This window comes from Streptomyces sp. NBC_00358, assembly GCF_036099295.1.
Lineage (GTDB): Bacteria > Actinomycetota > Actinomycetes > Streptomycetales > Streptomycetaceae > Streptomyces.
In genome coordinates this window covers 1,485,323-1,504,170 of record NZ_CP107976.1, presented here as the reverse complement: position 1 = coordinate 1,504,170, position 18,848 = coordinate 1,485,323, and the positions used below count along the sequence as shown (strand labels likewise).

The following is an 18,848-nucleotide window of genomic DNA, read 5'->3' as shown; positions in this document are numbered from 1 at the left end:
AATTGCTCCAGGCGCGGTCACGGCCACCGCCGGGAGGGTTCCCGGCGCGGTCACCGCCGCCGCCGAACGTGTTTTCGGCGGTGCGGCGGCCACCGTCAGAAGAGGTGGATGGCCAGATGCCCGAGCGGCAGTCCCAGCCGCCAGGCCGCCGTCCACACCTTGGGACCGTCGTCCTCACCCGGCACGGAGCCGCCGCCGGGCACCGCGTCCAGGTCCGGAGCGAGCAGTTCCGTCTCCTCCAGCCACCGCCAGGCCGCGGACGCCAGCCTCAGATCGGGATCGGGTGCGGCGGATCCGGTGGCCTCGGCCGCGCGCCGGGCCAGGTGCTCGCGCACCCAGGTGTGCCAGGGCTGGTCGTAGGCCGTCAGCGAAAGCCAGGTCTCCAGTTGGGTGATGACCCGGATCCCGGAGAGTTCGCCCCCGCTGTCGGAGAGGAAGATGGTCAGCGCGAGGGCGTCGCGCCCGGCGCGGAACTCGAAGGAGGTGGGCGGCATCAGGTCGCCCGTCCGCAGCAGTTCGTCGGCGATGTACTCGGCGTACAACCAGGCCATGGGGACGGTGAGTTCGCCCCCGTCGGTGCCGTCCGTGCTCTCTTGCCCTCTGTGCAGCATCCCTTCCTGCCTTCCTCCGGTGCGTGCGCGTCGCCCGACCCCGGGCCCCAGTCCGGAAAACGGATGAGGCAAGCTGATTGCTCAACCATGGTCCTCAGCAAGGCGCTTTACGGAGGCTTGACCAAGACTTCGGTTTCACCGCAGGTCGGCCGCGTAGCCCGGAAGAACCCGTCGCAGGGCGCGCAGCGCGTAGTACGCACGGGACTTCACGGTACCCGGCGGAATCCCGAGTGCCGCGGCGGCCTCCGCCACACTCGCCCCTTGGAAGTACACCAGCACCAGCACTTCACGGTGTTCGGGAGTGAGTGTCTTCACAGCCTCCCGCACATCGAGCGTCTCCGCCGACCGTTCGGCGTGATCGGCACAGACCCGCGCGCTGTCGAGCACCGCGTCCCCGACCTCCGGGGGCCGTGCCTGCCGGGCCCGCCGCGCGTCGATCGCCAGCCGCCGTCCGACCGTCAGCAGCCAGGGCCGTACGGAGTCGAAGTCGTCGGCACGCAGGGCCTCGGGATGCTGCCAGGCCCGTACGAACGTCTCCTGCACCAGGTCCTCGGCGCGCTGGCGGTCGCCGTCGGACAGGCGCAGCAGCAGGGCGAAGAGAGGGCGGCCGTGCTCGCGCTGCAGCGCGGCCAGCTCGTGCTCGGCGGGCGTCCCGTGGGTGATGGTGGTGGTTCCGGCCGTCATGGCGTGTATGTCAGCGCCCCGCGCCCCGCGCGGACAGGCCGGGGACACGGTTGTGCGCTGGGCGGTCGAAGCAGTCGGTGAACGGTGCGCCGAACGGTCCGCCGAGCTGGAGCCCTGGATTCCGGCCGGCGCGCCCTCGTACCGCCGTTCGCCCCGACGGGCACGACCATGAACGCCGAACGGGTGAGCGGCCGTGGTGTCTCCTTGACTGCCGGCCCCCTGTGTACATGGATGCACCTCGATTAGTCATCAAATACGACGGTATGGGGCCCGGCATGATCACACGCACGCGACAGATCAATCTGGCCCTCACGGCCGCCCTCATCGCGGCCGCGATGGCCTGCCAGGCCCACGACTCGGCCGCACGCCACGGCGACGGCCGGCCCGCCCCCGCCGCGGCCCGCGGCTTCACCCTCGTCGCCGCCGGCGCCGTCCTGCCGGACAGCTCGGTCCTCGAACGGGCGAACTCCGACGCGGGAGGCACCGGCTACGACTTCCGTCCGATGCTCGCCGGCATCCGGCCCGTCGTCTCCGGTGCCGACCTGGCGATCTGTCATCTGGCGACCGTGGACGACGCCGCCGCCGACCACACCGGCTCTCCCGCGTTCGAATCCCCGCCCCAGGTGGCCGAGGGCCTCGCCGCGACGGGCTACGACTCCTGCTCCACCGCCACCCGGTACACCCTGGACGACGGCGCCGACGGCATCCGGCGCACGCTGGACACACTGGACCGGGCGGGCGTGCGGCACACCGGATCGGCGCGCACCGCGCGGGAGGCGACCGCCACCCCCCTGATGCGGGCGGGGGGCGCGAAGGTCGCCCATCTCGCGTACACCGACGGCACGAACGGCCTTCCGCTCCCGACGGAACAGCCCTGGGCGGTCGGCCTGGCCGACCCCGACCGGATCGTCGCGGACGCCCGCGCGGCCCGCAGAGCGGGGGCCGACGTGGTCGTCGTCTCCCTCGACTGGGGCACCGCCTGGCAGGACGCGCCGGACGAGCGGCAACTGCTGCTGAGCGGGCGGCTGACAGCGTCCCGCACCGGCGGGCGGCCCGACATCGACCTGATCCTCGGCACCGGCGCACACGTCCCGCAGGCGTACGAGAAGGTCAACGGCACCTGGGTCGTCTACGGCACCGGCGACCAGATCGCCGGCGAGATGTACAACGGCCTGGGCGTCCAGGACCCGCGCGGCAACGAGAGCACCGTCGGACGCTTCACCTTCGCCCCGCCCGCACGGCCGGGCGGGCGCTGGGAGGTGACGAAGGCCGAGTTCGTCCCCGAGGCCTACGACCTCGACGCGGGCCGGGTCGTCGATCTCGACGCCGCGCTGGAGCAGGGCGCCACGGTCGGCTCCGTACGCGACCGGATCCGGGACGTGGTCCTCGGCCGGGGCGCGGGCCGGGCCGGCCTCGTCATGGGCAAGTGACCCCCGGACGCGCCTACGGCACGACCGTGACCGGCCAGCGGCCCGCCTTCACCAGCCGGATCGCCACCGAACCGACGATCCGGTGCCCCGCCTGCTCGGAGGCCCCGACCACCACGGCGTCCGCCTTCAACTCGTCGGCGGCGGTCACCAGGCCGCTGTACGGGTCGCCGCGGAAGGTGTGGAACTCCCAGCGCACATCGAATATGTCCTTCACCCGCTCGGCCGCGTCGCGGATGTACCGGACCAGATCCTCGGCGATCTCGTCGGTCGTGTCCGCCACCGGCACCCCGAGCGCCGCCCCCGCCGCCATCACCGGCCGCACGTAGACCACCGCGAGCAGCGCCCGCTGCCGCCGCGCCAGGCCCCCGGCGTACGCCGCGGCGCGCAGTGAGGAGTCGGAGCCGTCCACACCGACGACGATGACCTTGGGACCGTCCGTCCCGCGCTCGAACCTGTGCGCGTGCTGCTCTTCCGTCACGGCTGCGAGGCTATCGGAACGCCCAGGTCCCACGGCCTCCGGGGAGCCCGGGGAAAACGCGCTCGACGGGCGCGGCGGCGTCGCCCTTCCTACAGTCGGAACCATGAGTGCCACCGTGGAGGCCCGCCCGCCGAAGACCACCACCGGCCCCGCACGGCCGCCCCGGGACGGCTTCCTCAGCAAGGTGCCCGAGGGCTTCGCGGCCTTCTTCGGCGCCATCGGCCTGCTCTGCGCCCTGCTCGCCTTCATCCCCCCGGTGCGCGCACTGCTGCGCCCGGTGGTGCGCTTCCTCGACCTTCTGATCATCCCGGTCAGCGCCAACCTCGCGTACGCCGTCTTCCTCTTCCTGCTCGCCGCCGCGACGGCCGCCCGCAAGAAGATCGCCTGGTGGCTGGTGGTCGTCTATCTCGGCCTGCTGGTCCTGACCGACGCCCTCGGGGTCGCGGCCGGCCTCTACGCCGCCTCGATCCCCTCGCTGATCGTCTGCGGCCTCCTGCTCGCCCTGCTGATCGTGGCCCGCCGCGAGTTCTACGCCGACTCGCGGCGCGCCGCCGTACGACGGGCCCTGCTCGTCCTGATCGGCGGACTCGTCGTGGCGATCCTGCTCGGCTGGGGCCTGGTCGAACTGTTCCCCGGCACCCTCCCGCGCGGCCAGCGGCTGCTGTGGGCCGCCAACCGGGTCTGCGGCGGACTCGTCTCCGCACGCTCCTTCGACGGCCGCCCGCCCCGCTGGCTGTTCTTCGTCCTCGGCCTGTTCGGCGCCCTCGCCCTGCTCAACGCCGCCGCCACGCTCTTCCGCTCCCAGCGTCTGGTCGCGGCCCTGCACGGCGACGAGGAGACCCGCATCCGCGCCCTCCTCCAGGCGTACGGCGGCGAGGACTCCCTCGGCTACTTCGCCACCCGCCGCGACAAGGCCGTCGTCTTCTCGCCCAGCGGCAAGGCGGCCGTCACCTACCGGGTCGAGGCCGGAGTCTGCCTCGCCAGCGGTGATCCCGTCGGCGACCGGGAGGCCTGGCCGCACGCGATCGGCGCGTGGCTGGACATCGCCCGCCGCTACGCCTGGGCGCCCGCCGCGATGGGCGCCTCCGAAGAGGGCGCCAAGGCGTTCGCCCGCGCCGGGCTCGGCGCCCTCCAGCTCGGCGACGAGGCGATCCTGCACATCGCCGGCTTCGACCTCTCCGGCCGCGACATGCGGGGCACCCGACAGGCCGTCAACCGTGTCAAGCGCACCGGCGCCAGCTGCCGGGTACGCCGCCACTCCACCCTGTCCGACACCGAGATGGAGGAGATCGTCAGCCGGGCCGACGCCTGGCGCGACACGGAGACCGAGCGCGGCTTCTCGATGGCCCTCGACCGGCTCGGCGACCCCGAGGACGGCGACTGCCTGCTCGTCGAGGCGATGGGCTCCGACGGCAAACTCCTCGCGCTGCTCTCCTTCGTGCCCTGGGGCCGCGACGGCATCTCCCTCGACCTGATGCGCCGCGACCGCAGCGCGCCCAACGGCGTCATGGAGTACATGGTCGCCGAGGTGTGCGCGGTCGCCGGGAAGTTCGGTGTCCGGCGGATCTCCCTCAACTTCGCGGTGTTCCGCTCGGTCTTCGAGGAGGGCGCCCGCATCGGCGCCGGCCCGGTGCTCAGGCTCTGGCGGCGGCTGCTGCTGTTCTTCTCCAAGTGGTGGCAGCTGGAGGCCCTGTACCGGTCCAACGCCAAGTACCACCCCGAGTGGTACCCGCGTTTCATCTGCTACGGCGACACCGGCGCCCTGGCCCGAATCGGCATGGCCTCCGCCATCGCCGAGGGCTTCGTCTCCGTGCCCTCGCTGCGCACGCTGTGGGGCAAGGGGCACGCGAAGGGCGGACCCAAACCCGCCACGACCGCGGGGCTGCCGTCGCTGACGGCCCTCGGCCTCCCCACCGGGGACGCGGCCGGGGGCGGTGATCCCATCACCGGTCTGCCCGACCAGGTCCGCGTGCGGCACCGCAAGCTCGACCGGCTGCGCGCCGACGGCACCGACCCCTATCCCGTCGGCATCCCGCCGCGGACCCACGTCCTGGCCGACGTCCGCGGCGGCGAGGACGTGACCGTCGCCGGACGCGTGATGCTCGTACGCGACTTCGGAGGACTCGTCTTCGCCGTGCTGCGCGACTGGTCCGGCGATCTCCAGATCGCCCTCACCCGCAAGGACTCGGGCGCCGCGCTCGACCGCTTCCGGCAGGTCGTGGACATCGGCGACCACATCAGCGCCGACGGCCTGGCGGGCGCCAGCGACACCGGCCAGACCACGGTCTTCGTCACCGCCTGGCGGCTCACCGCCAAGTGCCTGCGCCCGTTGCCCGACAAGCGCAAGGGCCTCGCCGACCCCGAGGCCAAGGTCCGCCGCCGCTATCTCGACCTGGTGTCCAGCCCCGCCGCCCGTGACGTCGTACGGGCCCGCTCCACGGCCGTCCAGGCACTGCGCCAGGGCCTCCTCGACCGCGGCTACCTGGAGGTCGAGACGCCGATGCTCCAGCAGATCCACGGCGGCGCCAACGCCCGGCCCTTCACCACCCACATCAACGCCTACGACCTGAACCTGTATCTGCGCATCGCACCCGAGCTGTACCTCAAACGGCTGTGCGTCGGCGGTCTGGAGAAGGTCTTCGAGATGGGCCGCACCTTCCGCAACGAGGGCGTCTCGTACAAGCACAACCCCGAGTTCACGATGCTGGAGGCGTACCAGGCCTTCGCCGACTACGACGTGATGCTCGACCTCGTCCGGGAACTGATCCAGGGCGCCGCGACCGCCGCCTTCGGCTCACCGGTCGCCCGCAAGGACGGCACCGAGTACGACATCTCCGGGGACTGGCCCGTCAAGACGGTGCACGGCGCGATCTCCGAGGCGCTGGGGGAGGAGATCGACGCCGACACGTCCCTGGAGGCGCTGCTGCGGCTGTGCGACCGCGCGGGCGTGCCGTACACGCCGGACGACGGACGCGGCGACGTCGTCCTGGAGATGTACGAGCGCCTGGTCGAGGAGAAGACGCAGTTGCCCACTTTCTACAAGGACTTCCCGACCGACGTCTCCCCGCTCACCCGGCAGCACCGCACCGACCCGCGGCTCGCGGAACGCTGGGACCTCGTCGCCTTCGGCACGGAACTGGGCACCGCCTACTCCGAGTTGACCGACCCGGTCGAGCAGCGCCGCCGGCTGACCGAGCAGTCGCTGCTGGCCGCCGGGGGAGACCCCGAGGCGATGGAGCTGGACGAGGACTTCCTCGACGCCCTGGAATACGCCATGCCGCCGACCGGCGGCCTCGGGATCGGTGTCGACCGGCTCGTCATGTTCCTCACCGGGCTGACGATCCGCGAGACGCTGCCGTTCCCGCTGGTGAGGCGCCGCTGAAATGGTCCAGGCGGGTGCTTTCGCGAGGCCTCACCGGTGTTGCTCGACCGGGTGGCCCCTCCGCCGGGTGACTGATTGGTCATGAAAAAGGATCAGCTGATTACTCGGCGCCGGGCGTTGATCGCCGGCGCCGCCGTCCTGGGGGCGGCCGGGGCCGCGGGCACGGCCCGCCTGCTGACCGCCGGCCAGGCCGCGGAGCCGGCGGGGACTTCCCCGCTCTCCGGCCCACAGGCGTCCCGCGCCCTCAAGCCCTCCGCCTACCGCCTCCAGCCGATCGCCGGATACGGTCCGCCGCCGCACGGCGCGCACCCGCAGACCCTCATCCGGCACGAGCCCTTCATGCGCGTGTCCGGGCACGGCCGCACCCTGGTGCTGACCTTCGACGACGGCCCCGACCCGACGTACACCCCGGAGATCCTGAGGACCCTGCGCGAGTACGACGTGCACGCCATGTTCTTCGTGTGCGGGGAGATGGCCAACGACAACAGGGACCTGCTGGGCGTGATGGCCGACGACGGACACATCGTCGGCAACCACACCTGGAGCCATCCGCTGCTGACCAAGCTCTCCCGCTCGGCGATCCGCTCCGAGATGGAGCGCACCAGCAAGGTCATCGAGGAGGCCTACGGCGAGCCTCCGGTCTGGTTCCGCGCGCCCTACGGGGAGTGGAACCGGGCGACCTACCAGATCGGCGCCGAACTCGGCATGGAGCCCCTGGCCTGGACGATCGACACGCTCGACTGGTCGATGCCGGGCATCCGCTCGATCGTCGGCACGGTCGAGAAGGAGGCCGCCCCCGGCGTCGTCGTCCTCTCCCACGACGCGGGCGGCAACCGCTCGCAGAGCGTCAGGGCGCTGCGCGACTACCTCCCGCACCTGCTGGACTCCGGCTACCACATCACGGTGCCGCGCCGCAGATACTCCTAGAACCGGGAAAGGCAAAAGGCCCCGCGCGCCGTGTGTCGCGGGGCCTTTTGCCGGGCCGGTCGGCGGGAGGCGAAGAAACCCGCCGGCCCGCTTCGCGTCCGCCCGTCCGGGAAACGCTCAGCGCACCCCGGACAGCCGGGCGAACACGACCACGTTTCCGTCGTAACCGTGCTGCTTGGAGAAACCGCCTCCGCAGGTGATGACACGCAATTCGGGAGTGCCCTTGCTGTTGTACACACGGTCGCCGGGGAAATCGGCTTTCGCGAAGACCTCGATGCCGTAGATCTCGAACACCGCGGTCTTCCCGTCCTTGCGCAGGACCTCGATCTTGTTCCCCTTCTTGAGCGCGCCGAGTCCGTAGAAGACGGCGGGGCCCTGCATGTTGTCGACATGGCCGACGATCACGGCCGTGCCCTTCTCGCCGGGCGAGACCGCGCCGGTGAACCAGCCGGCGAGATTCGGGTTGTCGGGCGGCGGCGCGTCGACCCATCCGTCCATGTCCAGGCCCACCGGCATCACCGGCGCGTCGACCCGGATGGCCGGGATCCGTACCCGGTCGACCACGGAGTACGGCAGCGGGTCCGGCGTGTCGGAGAAGGTGCCGACGGGTGTACGGCTGTCCGCCGCGGCCGCCGAGGCGGGCTGCGGGGGGCCCACGTCGAACTCACCGGAACCATTCCGAATGAGTGCGAGGCCGGTCAGCAGAACAAGCGCTATCACGCCCCAGGGAGCGCGCTTCCTCTGCCGCTCCTCCTCTTCGGCCAGCTCGGACGCAGACATTCGCAATCCCCTCTCGACGCGGCCGTCGCCTCGTCATCCGCGCATATGAGCACGCTAATGGCAGCAGCGCCGCCCGGCGACGGGGCGCGGGCGAACGGGTGGCGTCAGGAATGGCCCGTGAGCCATCCGAGTTGCCGTGACCAGGAATTTTCTGACGGTGCGTGACCTGCGGCAATATCCGATTGTGTGGAATTCTTTCGGCGTGTCCTCTCACCAGGACGGACCATTCCCGAAATGCGGCCCCGTGCACGGCATCTGAGGGTCTGTCTGGGAGGCGCTTTCTCGCCGATCCACCGGGGACGGTTCCCGGGGCGCCCCCGCGGAGGATCACATGCGTACTACTCGTGCCCTGGCGGTGTCTGCCGCCACGGTCGCCGCCGTGGGGCTCGCCGCCCCGATGGCCGCGGCGTGGAACACACCGAGCAACATCGTCGCCATGCCCAGTGTCATCGCCCGCGGCGGCCAGCTGACCGTGACCGTCGACGGGTGCCCGAGGGGAGGCACCATGACCTCGCCCGCGTTCCGGCAGGCGCGGCTCTCGCCTCTCCTGGGCAGCCACAACGAGTCGTCCAGCGGTACCGCCACCATCAACCAGGACGCCCGCCCGGGCTCGTACGACATCACCGTCAACTGCGACGGCACGGGCCCGCTGACGCGGCCGGCCGCGTTCACCGTCATCGGCGGTGTGCGCGGTGGTCTCGGCGGCAGCAGCACCACCGGCGCCACGCCCGCCGACATGGCGATCGGCGGCGGCCTGGTGGCCGCGGCGGCCGTCGCCGGCGGGGTGTTCTGGATGCGGCGCAGATCGGAGAAGCACATCTGACGTTCCGTCGGCGAAGCTGCCGGTCCCGCCCCCTTCACGGGCCGGCCGTCCGCCGTGCGGCGCGCCCATGACAGCCCCTCGCTCCGGACCCGCCTGACAGGGCCCGGGGCGAGAGGCTCGGACGCTCCGTCGGGAGCCCCGCTGCCGTCGGCGCCGCCGGTCCCCTCCGGAACCGCACCCCGTCCGCGGGGGAGCCCCGGGCCGGCCGGGGAGCCTCGGGTCCGTCGGTGGTCGTCGGACGCGGTGCGCCGGTCAGGAGTCGTCGGACGCGGTGCGCCGGCGGGACAGGTACCAGGCCGTGCCGACGGAACCGGCGATGAGCGCCGCTCCCATCCCGATCTCCTTCAGGTCGAAGCCGCCCACACTGCCGCCCACGCCGGCGCGTACACCCCGCTGCAGGGGGACCGGGGTCGGCTCGACCGGCCGGCGGCCGGCGATGGTGAGACCCGTGCTGCCGCTCGCTCCCCCGCACGAGAACGTCACGTCGTACACGGCGCCGGGTCTGGCGTCCCAGTCGACCGTGGCGGTGGCCGAGGACTGCCCCGGCGGGATGGTGACGGTGTCGAAGATCCCGGAGGTGACCGTGGCGCTTCCCCTGCATCCGCCGTCCCGCTTCAGGAGCAGCGAGACCTGGCCGCCCGCGGCGACGGTCGACGGCTGCACGCTGAAGGCGAACGGGGTGATGCCGTGGTCCCCGTCACCGGCGAACGCGGCGGGTGCGGTGAAGGTCAGGGCGGTCATGCCCAGCAGTGCGGCCGAAGCGACGCGTATCGCGCGCATGGTGAGCCTCCAGGTCCCCGAGGAGCCTTGCTGCGGACCTTTTCCGCTTGCGCCAGAAATGCACCTCGATGGTCGAAACGCTAGGAAAGGGTGAACAGGGGCGCGATCCCAGTAGCGCGAACGGGGCAATCGTGTGGGCCGTTCGAGGGATGGCGTACGTACGGACGGGGGACGGGCGCGGCGCGCCGTCGGTCCCCCGTCCGCGGTTTTCCGTAGAGGGCGGTCCGTCACCCGGGAAGCTGCGGGAACAGCGCGGTGAAGGGTTCCGCCGATGCCGTGACCCCGCGGCTGTAGGGCGCGTCGAAGTCCCAGATCAGGAACAGCAGGAAGGCGATCAGGGCGGAGAACAGCCCGGCCAGGATCAGCTCCCTCGCGGTGCGCCGGATCTGCAGCGCGAAGATCATCCCCACCGTGACCACGGCGCCGGTGATCAGCCCGAACCACACCACCCCCGGCATGGTCGCCCCCGTGGAGTCGGCGCGGGCGCTCCGCGCCGTGTCGGCCGCCGTCACCTGGTCGAGGAGCGGCTGGTACGCCTGCGCCTCGAAGTCCGACCTCGGCCGGTAGTCGGTGACGTCGTGCCGGATCCGGTCGAGGAGCCGACCGCCCTCGGCGGTCACCCGGTCGTGCTCGGCCATGGCCTTCCACTCGGTGGTGACCACGTAGTGGACGTACGTGTCGACGTCACCGCGGATGCGGTCGCGCACGGCGGGCGGGTAGACCCGGACCCGCTCGGAGATCTCGTGCAGGGCCTGGGCCTCCGACTGCACATGGTCCTGGGCGCCGCTGCGGGCCTCCCAGACACCGGCGATGGCCAGACCGAGGACGATGGCGTACACCACGCCGATCATCATCGTCATGTACTCGATGACGTCCGGGGTCTCGGTGGGGTCCTCGTCCTCGCGTGCCCTGCGATGGCGTACGAGGGTCACGATGAGAACCACGAGGCACGCGGCCGCCATCGCGAGGGCGAGAACAAGCCAATCCGACAAGGTTTGCCTCCAGGGTCAGCGCGGGCGCAGCGCCGCGACGGCGAGCACCGCGGGCGCGGTGATGAGCAGGGTGAACGAGACCAGCGACGGACCGCCGCGGAGCGCGTGCTTGTGCGGCGGGGTGCGGTACGCCGGATAGCTGACCGGAACCGGTGCGGGGCTGGGGCGCGGGCTCGGTGTCGGCTTCGGCGTGGGTCTCGGTGCCAGGACCGGTGCCGACCGCGGCGGCACGGGCTTCGGTTTCGGCACGGGCGCAGGCGCAGGCGGAGGAGGCGGTGGCGGGGGCGGGGGCGGCGGCTTGGGCTTCGGGGCGTGGGTGGGCGGAGGGGGTGGCGCCGGCTTCGGCGGCGGTGGGGGTTTCGGCGGTGGCGGCGGGGTCGGCGTGGGGGTCGGCGGGCAGGGCGGTGTCGGAGTCGGGGCCGGGCAGCGGACGGTGTTCCCGGCGACGGCGACCGCCCCGTCGCCCGCCACGGCCACCGCGGTGATCCCGTCGCCGCCCGGGCCCGTGGAGGCGTACGCGCAGGCGTCGGCCTCGGCGGTCGTGCCGGGCGCGCCGACGAGGAGCCAGGTGAGCGCCGTCAGCGCCAGTGCCCGTATGACGAGGGCGGTTCGGGTCCGTTGGGGTGCATGCACGACGGAGATCATGAGGCGCGGGGAACCCGGGCACGCCGGAGTGTCCTGGATTGCCCCCGAAGGGGGTACCTCCGGATCCCGGTGGTTTGACGTACGGGGCCGGGAAGCGCCGACATTGACCGAATATGTGCGCGAGTCGGATCGAACGCGACGCGGGCTTCCGAAGGAAACGCGACACAGCCTTCCGAAAGAAATCTGCCGCCCGTTTGAACACTCCTGCCCCTCCCGTCCGTACCTAGGGCCATGCGCGGCGCTGCAGGGCGCTGCAACACTTATGCGAACAGCGGGAGTTACCAATGAAGACCTCCTGGCGGAGCGCCTCACTCGTAGCGTCAGCTGCGGCCGTGCTGGCGCTCACGACGGCGTGTGGTCAGGAACAGAGCACCCCTTCTACGGGCACGCAGAACGTGGGTGCCACCGCGGCGGCGGGGGGTTACGGGACGAGCGCCACGGCGGGCGCGGGCAATGGCTACGGCGCCGATTCCAAGGACCAGAGCGCTGCCGCCAAGCCGGCGGTCGCGGGCCAGCTCACCGTGACGGAAAGCGTGAAGCTCGGCAAGGTGCTGACCGACGGCGCCGGATTCACCCTCTACCGCTTCGACAAGGACACCGCCGAACCGCCGAAGTCGAGTTGTGACGGCACCTGCGCCACCGCCTGGCCGCCCGTGCCCGCCGAGGGTGCCGAGGCCGCCACCGGCGTCAACAAGGCGCTGCTCGGCGAGGTCACCCGGTCCGACGGTACGAAGCAGCTGACCATAGGCGGCTGGCCCATGTACCGGTTCGCCAAGGACACCAAGGCCGGAGACGCCAACGGTCAGGGCGTGGGCGGTACTTGGTTCGCCTCGGCGCCCAACGGCAAGAAGGCGACGCTGGCCGCCCTCCCCGGTCTGTCGGTCCGCAAGGACCCGAAGCTCGGCGACGTCGTCGTGGACAAGAACGGCATGACCGTCTACCGCTTCATGAAGGACCAGGCCTGGCCCGTCTCCAAGTCGGCCTGCACGGGCGCCTGCCTGGAGAAGTGGCCCGCCGTCGCGCCGGTCCCGGCGAGCGACACCAAGGGTGTCCAGAAGAAGGGCCTGATGGGCTTCACCCGTCCGGACGGCGTGAAGCAGATGACGGTCAACTGCTGGCCGATCTACACCTTCTCCGGTGACACCGCTCCTGGGGACACCAACGGTCAGGGCGTGGGCGGCACCTGGTACGCCGTCTCGCCCGACGGAAAGCCGGTCGGCGCGTCCAAGTAGCGGGTCGGCTCCCCCACGGCCGATACAACGGGCCGGCTCCCCACGGCCGATCCTCTCGCCACAACAGCACGGAACGCGTCGCCAAGGGTCCGCCCCCTCCGCTCGGAGGGGGCGGACCCTTGTGCGTGGGGGCGCGGGCGAAGCATTCCGGCCGTCACCGGAACGTGAAAGATCCCGGCAGCGGCCCGGATGTGAAAGAACGCCACGGCCCGACGCGCGGCGCGGCCACGCTTGGTGACACCCCGGAGCTTTTTGGAATGCTTCGGAGTGATTTCGCGGCGGCGGTGCGTGGTGCGAACGGGATACGTTCGCACCTGCCAATTCGGCACTTGCCCGCGGCAGTGACCGGGAACGGACGGTCAATTTCCGTTTTGACTCGCCCCTTTGGCGGGCGATCAGTAGCCTCTGCTCGAACACCGGATCGTCCATGCCGTCGCCTACGCCTTGGAGAGATAGATGGAGCGTCCCGCCTGGGCCCCTCGCAGCATTGACATCTCAGTGCCGAGCGTGTCCCGAATCTACGACTATTACCTGGGCGGTTCGCACAACTTCGAGGTCGACAGGGAAGCCGCGCGCAAGGCGATGGAGTACATGCCGGGCCTTCCCAAGGTCATGCAGGCGAACCGGGCGTTCATGCGCCGGGCCGTCCGCTTCGTGGCCGCCGAGGGCATCGACCAGTTCCTCGACATCGGCTCCGGCATCCCGACATTCGGCAACGTCCACGAGATCGCCCAGAGCACCCGGCCCGGCGCACGGGTCGTGTACGTCGACCACGACCCGGTTGCCGTCGCACACAGCCAGGCCGTGCTGCGGGACAACGAGGACGCGGACGTCGTCGCCGCCGATCTGCTCAAGCCCCAGGAAATCCTCGCGAGTTCCCCGGTTCAGCGGCTGATCGACCTGAACCGGCCGGTCGCCCTGCTTCTCGTTGCCATACTTCACTTCGTGGAAGACGCGGACGACCCGTACCGGGCGGTGGCCGAACTGCGCGACGCCCTCGCGCCGGGAAGCATGCTCGTCGTCACGCATGCCGCGTTCGAGGGAATTCCGCTCCCCCAGGAGCAGGCCGAGGGCGCGGTCGACGTCTACAGGAACATCCGCAACCCGCTGATCATGCGCACGCGCGACGAGATCGCGCGGTTCTTCGAGGGGTACGACATGGTGGAACCCGGCCTGGTGCCGATGCCGGACTGGCGGCCCGACACGGCGCCCGAGGACGAGGATCCTTATTCCTTCTCCGGGTTCGGCGGCGTGGGACGCACGGCGTGAGGGCCGAGCCGGACGGGCCGGAGGACAGACTGCGCCGGTTCGCGACGATCTGGAGCCGTGCGGTCTTCCCGGTCACCTCCACCTCGCTGACCCGGCCGGAGTTCGAGGAACTGCTGCTGCCGCTCGCACGGCGGTTGAGCGAGGCCCTGCGGGCCAGGAACTTCGAGGCGGCCGAGGGACGGGCCGTCGGTGCCGCACTCGTCGCCGCGCACTGCACCGACCCCGAGGCGCTCAGCCGGGCCCTCGACTGCGTCGACGCCTACCTGGTGCTCTACTGCGGTGAGGACGGGCCCCGGGAGGCGCTGCGGACCCGGTCCGTAAGGCTCCAGCACGCCATGGCCGCCGGGTACGCCGAGGCACTGCGCGAGCGGACGCTCGCCGAACAACAGGCCATCTCGCAGGCCGCGTTGACCGCTCGCAGCGCTGTCGCCGAGGCATTGCACGACAGCGAGGCCCGCTTCCGCGCGGTCTTCGAAGGCGCGGCCATAGGCATCGGCATCGCCGACCTCGAAGGCAACATCCTCCAGGTCAACGGTGCCCTGCTGCGCATGTTCGGCGGTTCCGAGCAGTCCATGCGGGGCCGCAGGGTACCCGAGTGGACCCACGCCGAGGACGCTCCTCAAGTATGGCGGCTGTACGAGGAGTTGGTGCGCGGCGAGCGCGAGCACTACCACGTGGAGAAGGCCTTCTACCGTCCCGACGGCACCGCCCTGTGGACCAACCTCACGGTCTCCCTGCTGCGCGACGCGGACGGCGAACCCCAGTACCAACTGGCGCTGATGGAGGACACCACCGAGCGGCGGCTGCTCAATCTGCGGCTGCGCTACGAGGCGACGCACGACGCGCTCACCGGACTTCCCAACCGGACCCTGTTCTTCGAGCGCCTGGAGAAGGCGCTGGCCGCGGGCGAGGGGCAGCGCTTCGGCCTGTGCTACCTCGACCTCGACGGCTTCAAGACCATCAACGACAGTCTCGGGCACGCGGCCGGCGACCGGCTCCTCGTCGAGGTCGCCGACCGCCTCCAGTCCTGCGCGACCGCCCCCGGCGAGATGGTCGCCCGGCTCGGCGGCGACGAGTTCGTGGCCCTCACCACCGGCCCGAACACCGAGCGCGAGGTCGACGAACTGGCCGGGCGCATCATGAACGCCCTGGTCACCCCGATCAGGGTCGACGGCCGGGACCTGACCGTGCGGGGCAGTGTCGGCGTCGTCGAGGGCCCGGCGGGGGAGCGTGGCGCCGCCGAGGTGCTGCGCAGCGCCGACATCACGATGTACCGGGCCAAGTCGGCGGGCGGCAACCGCTTCGAGCTGGCCGACCCCGAGGCCGACGCCCGCGCGATCACCCGGAACGGCCTCACCACCGCCCTGCCCGCCGCCCTGGACCGGGGCGAGTTCTTCATCGAGTACCAGCCGCTCGTTCACCTCGGCGACGGCAGTGTGCAGGGCGCGGAGGCGCTGGTGCGCTGGCTGCACCCGCAGCACGGCGTCCTCGGGCCCGACCGTTTCATCCCGCTCGCCGAGCACACCGGACTGATCGTGCCGCTCGGCCGGTGGGTCCTGGAGCAGTCGGTGCGCCAGGCCCGCACCTGGCAGCAACGGAACTCCGGTGCGGGCCCGCTCCGCGTCAACGTCAACCTCTCGCCGTGCCAGCTCACCCACCCCGGCCTGGTCCAGGACACGGTCGACATCCTGGAACGCGAAGGCCTCGACGCCCGGGCGCTGTGCCTGGAGGTCACCGAGTCCGCGCTGATCGGCGCCGACGACGACCTTCTCAAACCGCTGCGCAGGCTCGCCGAGATGGGTGTCGACATCGCCCTGGACGACTTCGGCACCGGCTACTCGAACCTCGCCAACCTCCGCCGTCTGCCGGTCAGCATCCTCAAGCTGGACCGGTCCTTCACCCAGGGCATGCAGCAGTTCCCGGCGGATCCGGTCGACCTGAAGATCGTCGAGGGCATCGTCTCCCTCGCCCACAGTCTCGACCTCGCGGTCACGGTCGAGGGGGTCGAGACCGGCGCCCAGGCCGAACAACTGCGGATACTGGGCTGCGACACCGCCCAGGGCTGGTACTACGCCCGTCCGGGGCCGCCGGAGCGGCTGCACGAGCTGGCGCTGGTCGACGCGGTCGGCTGAACGCCCTCGCGCGGCGCGGCCTCCGGGAACGGGGGTGGCGCCGCGCCGGGGTGCCCCCGGGACGCCTCGCGCGCCCGTCCATCCATGTGTCTCACTGGTACGACGCACCTCTCAGAGATGGAGCCGAGACGGATGAGCACGGAACTTCAGGGCAGGACCGCCGTCGTCACCGGGGCCAGCAAGGGCATCGGGCTCGCGGTCGCCGGGGCGCTGGCCGGCGCGGGCGCGACGGTGATCGCCGGGTCGCGCGGTACGTCCGAGGGCCTCGACACGCTGGTCGGGAAGGGGAACGTGACCTGGGTGCCGGTCGACCTCGCCGAACCCGACGCCGCCGGCCGGCTCGTCGAGGCGGCAGGCGGGCGCATCGACGTACTGGTCAACAACGTGGGGTCGGCCCCGGCCCGCACCGGCGGCTTCCTGTCGGTGACCGACGAGGAATGGCGGCGCACCGTCGATCTCAACCTGCTCGCGGCCGTACGGGTCACCCGTGCGGCCCTGCCGGTGATGCTGGCCGCCGGGCAGGGCTCGGTCGTCACGATCGGCTCGGTCAACGCGACCCTGCCCGACCCCCTGGTGATCGACTACAGCGCGGGCAAGGCCGCCCTGGTCGCGTTCTCCAAGGCGCTGTCGAAGGAGGTCGGCCCGAAGGGGATCCGCGTCAACACCGTGAGCCCCGGACCGGTGGAGACCGACCTGTGGCTCGGCGGCGGGGGAGTGGCCGCGACGGTCTCGGCCGCCGCCGGACTCACCCCCGACGACGTGGTCGCCCAGGCGTCCGGCGCGACCGTCACCGGCCGCTTCTCCCAGCCCTCCGAGGTGGCCGACCTGGTTCTCTTCCTCGCCGGGGACCGCTCCCGCAACATCACCGGCAGCGACTTCGTCATCGACGGCGGCTTCATCCCGACGTGGTGAACCCTGACCGGGTGGAGCCCGCGCGGTGAACCGTGCCGGGCGCTCCGCGCCGGGCCCGCCGCGCCGCGCGCCCGGGTCCGCCCGCCGTCAGCGTTCCAGCAGCATCCGCTGGAGCTCCCGGGCCGCCCGGGGCGGCGCCACGTCGCTGCGGTGCGCCAGCGCGATCGTCCGCTCCAGACCGGGCCGGGCCAGTGGGGTCACCCGCAGGCCAGGCCCGGACCGGGCGGCCACCATCCGCGGTACGACGGCCACGCCGAGCCCCGCCCGGACGAATCCCAGCACCGCGTCCATCTCGCCGCCCTCGACCGCGAAGTGCGGTTCGAAGCCCTCGGCACGACAGGCCGCGACGGTCAGTTCCCGCAGGTCGTAGCCGTGCCGGAACATCACCAGACGCTCGCCCTCCAGATCGGCGACCCGCACCGTACGGCGGCTGCCGCCGCCGCCGGGCGCCGGGGCGTCCGGAGACGACACCACGACCAGGTCCTCGCGCAGCAGCTCCACCGTGGTCAGCGCCGGGGACGGGGTCGGCAGGGGCAGGACGACCAGGGCGAGGTCGAGGGCGCCGCGCGCGAGCTCCCGTACGAGATCGTGCGAACCGCCCTCCTCGATCAGCAGCCGGATGCCCGGATAGCGGTCGTGGAAGGCGCGCAGCACGTCCGGCAGCAGGCCCGTGCACAGGCTCGGGGTCGCGCCTAGCCTCACCCGGCCGCTGCGTAGCTGGGCCAGCTCCTGCACCTCCTGCCGGGCCGTGTCCGCGTCGGCGAGGATGCGCCGGGCCAGCGGCAGCAGCGCCTCGCCCGCGTCGGTCAGCGTGATGTTCCCGCGTGCCCGCAGGAAGAGATCCGCCCCCAGCTCCCGCTCCAGCGCCTTGATCTGCTGGGACAACGAGGGCTGCGCGACATGCACCAGCTCGGCGGCCCGGGTGAAATGCCGGGCCTCCGCGACGGCCACGAAGTACTGGAGCTGTTGGAACTGCACCCCTCGACGATAGCTCACACCTATGGAAACGAGCCGGACCATGTCTTGGACTGATCGGTTCCCCACGCCCTAGCGTTCTGTCCCATGGCTTTGGCAACGCGGACGGACCGACGGCCGTCCATGGCACGCACCGTGTGGGACAGCTCCGTCGGCAAGAAGACCGTGATGGCCGTCAGCGGCCTGATCATGCTGCTCTACCTGGTCGCCCACATGATCGGGAATCTGAAGATCTACTTCGGCGCGGGCGAGTTCAACCACTACGCCCACTGGCTGCGCACCGTCGGTGAACCCTTCATGCACTACGAGTGGACGCTGTGGCTGATCCGCGTGGTGCTGGTCGCCGCCGTGGTCGCGCACGCCACCTCCGCCTACCAGCTCAGCCGCCGCGACATCAGGGCGCGCCCCAGCAAGTACGCGCACAGGAAGCGGGGCGCGAGCTACGCCACCCGCACGATGCGCTGGGGCGGGATCATCCTCGGCCTGTTCATCGTCTGGCACCTCCTCGACCTGACCACCGGCACCGTGCACCCCGGCGGGTTCCAGGAGGGCCACCCCTACCAGAACGTCGTGGACACCTTCTCCACCTGGTACGGCGACGTCGTCTACATCGTCGCCATGCTCGCGCTCGGCCTGCACATCCGGCACGGCTTCTGGAGCGCCGCCCAGACCCTCGGCGCCGGCAGCCGCACCCGCGACCGCGCCCTGAAGACCGTCGCGAACGTCCTCGCGCTGCTGCTCACGGCCGGCTTCATCGCCGTACCCGTGGGCGTCATGACTGGAGTGGTGAGCTGAA

At 71.6% G+C, this 18,848-nt stretch carries 17 protein-coding genes; 9 read left to right on the top strand and 8 right to left on the bottom strand.

The window, feature by feature from the left end; genetic code table 11:
- Positions 1-95 precede the first annotated feature (95 nt).
- Both OHT01_RS06320 and OHT01_RS06315 read right to left on the bottom strand, forming a co-directional pair.
- Complete coding sequence (locus tag OHT01_RS06320) at positions 96-611, bottom strand: hypothetical protein (RefSeq protein ID WP_328552128.1); 516 nt, start codon at positions 609-611, stop codon at positions 96-98.
- Positions 612-746: 135 nt separating this feature from the next.
- Positions 747-1,295 (bottom strand): sigma-70 family RNA polymerase sigma factor, encoded by a 549-nt coding sequence (locus OHT01_RS06315; RefSeq protein WP_328552127.1) that lies wholly within the window; start codon positions 1,293-1,295, stop codon positions 747-749.
- A gap of 275 nt (positions 1,296-1,570) precedes the next feature.
- Between OHT01_RS06315 and OHT01_RS06310 the strand changes: the two genes are divergently transcribed.
- The gene (locus OHT01_RS06310) at positions 1,571-2,725 is read left to right on the top strand and encodes a CapA family protein (protein ID WP_328552126.1); all 1,155 of its coding nucleotides are present in this window, start codon (positions 1,571-1,573) and stop codon (positions 2,723-2,725) included.
- A gap of 13 nt (positions 2,726-2,738) precedes the next feature.
- Here OHT01_RS06310 and OHT01_RS06305 read toward each other — a convergent pair whose 3' ends face one another.
- A complete protein-coding gene (locus OHT01_RS06305) occupies positions 2,739-3,203 on the bottom strand; it encodes a universal stress protein (RefSeq protein ID WP_328552125.1) in 465 nt (154 codons plus the stop codon).
- 103 nt (positions 3,204-3,306) lie between these two features.
- On the opposite strand from OHT01_RS06305, the gene lysX reads away from it, so the two are divergent.
- Positions 3,307-6,585: a bifunctional lysylphosphatidylglycerol synthetase/lysine--tRNA ligase LysX gene (lysX, locus tag OHT01_RS06300; protein ID WP_328552124.1), complete on the top strand. Its 3,279-nt coding sequence runs from the start codon at positions 3,307-3,309 to the stop codon at positions 6,583-6,585.
- A gap of 81 nt (positions 6,586-6,666) precedes the next feature.
- The gene (locus OHT01_RS06295; RefSeq protein WP_328552123.1) at positions 6,667-7,512 is read left to right on the top strand and encodes a polysaccharide deacetylase family protein; all 846 of its coding nucleotides are present in this window, start codon (positions 6,667-6,669) and stop codon (positions 7,510-7,512) included.
- 117 nt (positions 7,513-7,629) lie between these two features.
- On the opposite strand, the gene OHT01_RS06290 is transcribed toward OHT01_RS06295, so the two are convergent.
- Positions 7,630-8,292 (bottom strand): class F sortase, encoded by a 663-nt coding sequence (locus OHT01_RS06290; RefSeq protein ID WP_328552122.1) that lies wholly within the window; start codon positions 8,290-8,292, stop codon positions 7,630-7,632.
- 331 nt (positions 8,293-8,623) lie between these two features.
- Here OHT01_RS06290 and OHT01_RS06285 point away from each other — a divergent pair, with 331 nt between their 5' ends.
- Entirely contained in the window at positions 8,624-9,115 is a 492-nt protein-coding gene (locus OHT01_RS06285) for a hypothetical protein (protein ID WP_328552121.1), read from the top strand.
- Between the two features lie 252 nt (positions 9,116-9,367).
- Here OHT01_RS06285 and OHT01_RS06280 read toward each other — a convergent pair whose 3' ends face one another.
- The 3 genes from OHT01_RS06280 to OHT01_RS06270 form a co-directional block, all read right to left on the bottom strand.
- The gene (locus tag OHT01_RS06280) at positions 9,368-9,895 is read right to left on the bottom strand and encodes a hypothetical protein (RefSeq protein ID WP_328552120.1); all 528 of its coding nucleotides are present in this window, start codon (positions 9,893-9,895) and stop codon (positions 9,368-9,370) included.
- A 227-nt stretch (positions 9,896-10,122) separates the two neighbouring features.
- Positions 10,123-10,887: a bestrophin-like domain gene (locus OHT01_RS06275; protein WP_328552119.1), complete on the bottom strand. Its 765-nt coding sequence runs from the start codon at positions 10,885-10,887 to the stop codon at positions 10,123-10,125.
- Positions 10,888-10,902: 15 nt separating this feature from the next.
- Positions 10,903-11,520: a hypothetical protein gene (locus tag OHT01_RS06270; RefSeq protein WP_328552118.1), complete on the bottom strand. Its 618-nt coding sequence runs from the start codon at positions 11,518-11,520 to the stop codon at positions 10,903-10,905.
- A 296-nt stretch (positions 11,521-11,816) separates the two neighbouring features.
- On the opposite strand from OHT01_RS06270, the gene OHT01_RS06265 reads away from it, so the two are divergent.
- From OHT01_RS06265 to OHT01_RS06250, 4 genes are all read left to right on the top strand, one after another.
- Positions 11,817-12,764, top strand: a complete 948-nt coding sequence (locus OHT01_RS06265) for an SCO0930 family lipoprotein (RefSeq protein ID WP_328552117.1) — start codon at positions 11,817-11,819, stop codon at positions 12,762-12,764.
- 456 nt (positions 12,765-13,220) lie between these two features.
- Positions 13,221-14,033, top strand: coding sequence for an SAM-dependent methyltransferase (locus OHT01_RS06260; protein ID WP_328552116.1), 813 nt, complete (start codon positions 13,221-13,223; stop codon positions 14,031-14,033).
- Positions 14,030-16,165 (top strand): putative bifunctional diguanylate cyclase/phosphodiesterase, encoded by a 2,136-nt coding sequence (locus tag OHT01_RS06255; protein WP_328552115.1) that lies wholly within the window; start codon positions 14,030-14,032, stop codon positions 16,163-16,165. The genes OHT01_RS06260 and OHT01_RS06255 overlap by 4 nt, the downstream gene beginning before the upstream one ends.
- Before the next feature lie 132 nt (positions 16,166-16,297).
- Positions 16,298-17,077 (top strand): oxidoreductase, encoded by a 780-nt coding sequence (locus OHT01_RS06250; protein ID WP_328552114.1) that lies wholly within the window; start codon positions 16,298-16,300, stop codon positions 17,075-17,077.
- An 87-nt stretch (positions 17,078-17,164) separates the two neighbouring features.
- Here the strand turns inward: OHT01_RS06250 and OHT01_RS06245 are convergent, their stop codons facing one another.
- A complete protein-coding gene (locus tag OHT01_RS06245) occupies positions 17,165-18,055 on the bottom strand; it encodes a LysR family transcriptional regulator (RefSeq protein ID WP_328552113.1) in 891 nt (296 codons plus the stop codon).
- Between the two features lie 120 nt (positions 18,056-18,175).
- Between OHT01_RS06245 and OHT01_RS06240 the strand changes: the two genes are divergently transcribed.
- On the top strand, positions 18,176-18,847 hold the full coding sequence (locus OHT01_RS06240) for a succinate dehydrogenase (RefSeq protein ID WP_328552112.1): 672 nt from the start codon (positions 18,176-18,178) through the stop codon (positions 18,845-18,847).
- Position 18,848 lies beyond the last annotated feature (1 nt).

What these genes read in the sequence shown, in the direction of transcription:
- OHT01_RS06320 (WP_328552128.1), bottom strand. Translation starts at nt 611, where the DNA reads ATGCTGCACAGAGGGCAAGAGAGCACGGACGGCACCGACGGGGGCGAA.
- OHT01_RS06315 (WP_328552127.1), bottom strand. Translation starts at nt 1,295, where the DNA reads ATGACGGCCGGAACCACCACCATCACCCACGGGACGCCCGCCGAGCAC.
- OHT01_RS06310 (WP_328552126.1), top strand. Translation starts at nt 1,571, where the DNA reads ATGATCACACGCACGCGACAGATCAATCTGGCCCTCACGGCCGCCCTC.
- lysX (WP_328552124.1), top strand. Translation starts at nt 3,307, where the DNA reads ATGAGTGCCACCGTGGAGGCCCGCCCGCCGAAGACCACCACCGGCCCC.
- OHT01_RS06295 (WP_328552123.1), top strand. Translation starts at nt 6,667, where the DNA reads ATGAAAAAGGATCAGCTGATTACTCGGCGCCGGGCGTTGATCGCCGGC.
- OHT01_RS06290 (WP_328552122.1), bottom strand. Translation starts at nt 8,292, where the DNA reads ATGTCTGCGTCCGAGCTGGCCGAAGAGGAGGAGCGGCAGAGGAAGCGC.
- OHT01_RS06285 (WP_328552121.1), top strand. Translation starts at nt 8,624, where the DNA reads ATGCGTACTACTCGTGCCCTGGCGGTGTCTGCCGCCACGGTCGCCGCC.
- OHT01_RS06280 (WP_328552120.1), bottom strand. Translation starts at nt 9,895, where the DNA reads ATGCGCGCGATACGCGTCGCTTCGGCCGCACTGCTGGGCATGACCGCC.
- OHT01_RS06265 (WP_328552117.1), top strand. Translation starts at nt 11,817, where the DNA reads ATGAAGACCTCCTGGCGGAGCGCCTCACTCGTAGCGTCAGCTGCGGCC.
- OHT01_RS06260 (WP_328552116.1), top strand. Translation starts at nt 13,221, where the DNA reads ATGGAGCGTCCCGCCTGGGCCCCTCGCAGCATTGACATCTCAGTGCCG.
- OHT01_RS06250 (WP_328552114.1), top strand. Translation starts at nt 16,298, where the DNA reads ATGAGCACGGAACTTCAGGGCAGGACCGCCGTCGTCACCGGGGCCAGC.
- OHT01_RS06240 (WP_328552112.1), top strand. Translation starts at nt 18,176, where the DNA reads ATGGCACGCACCGTGTGGGACAGCTCCGTCGGCAAGAAGACCGTGATG.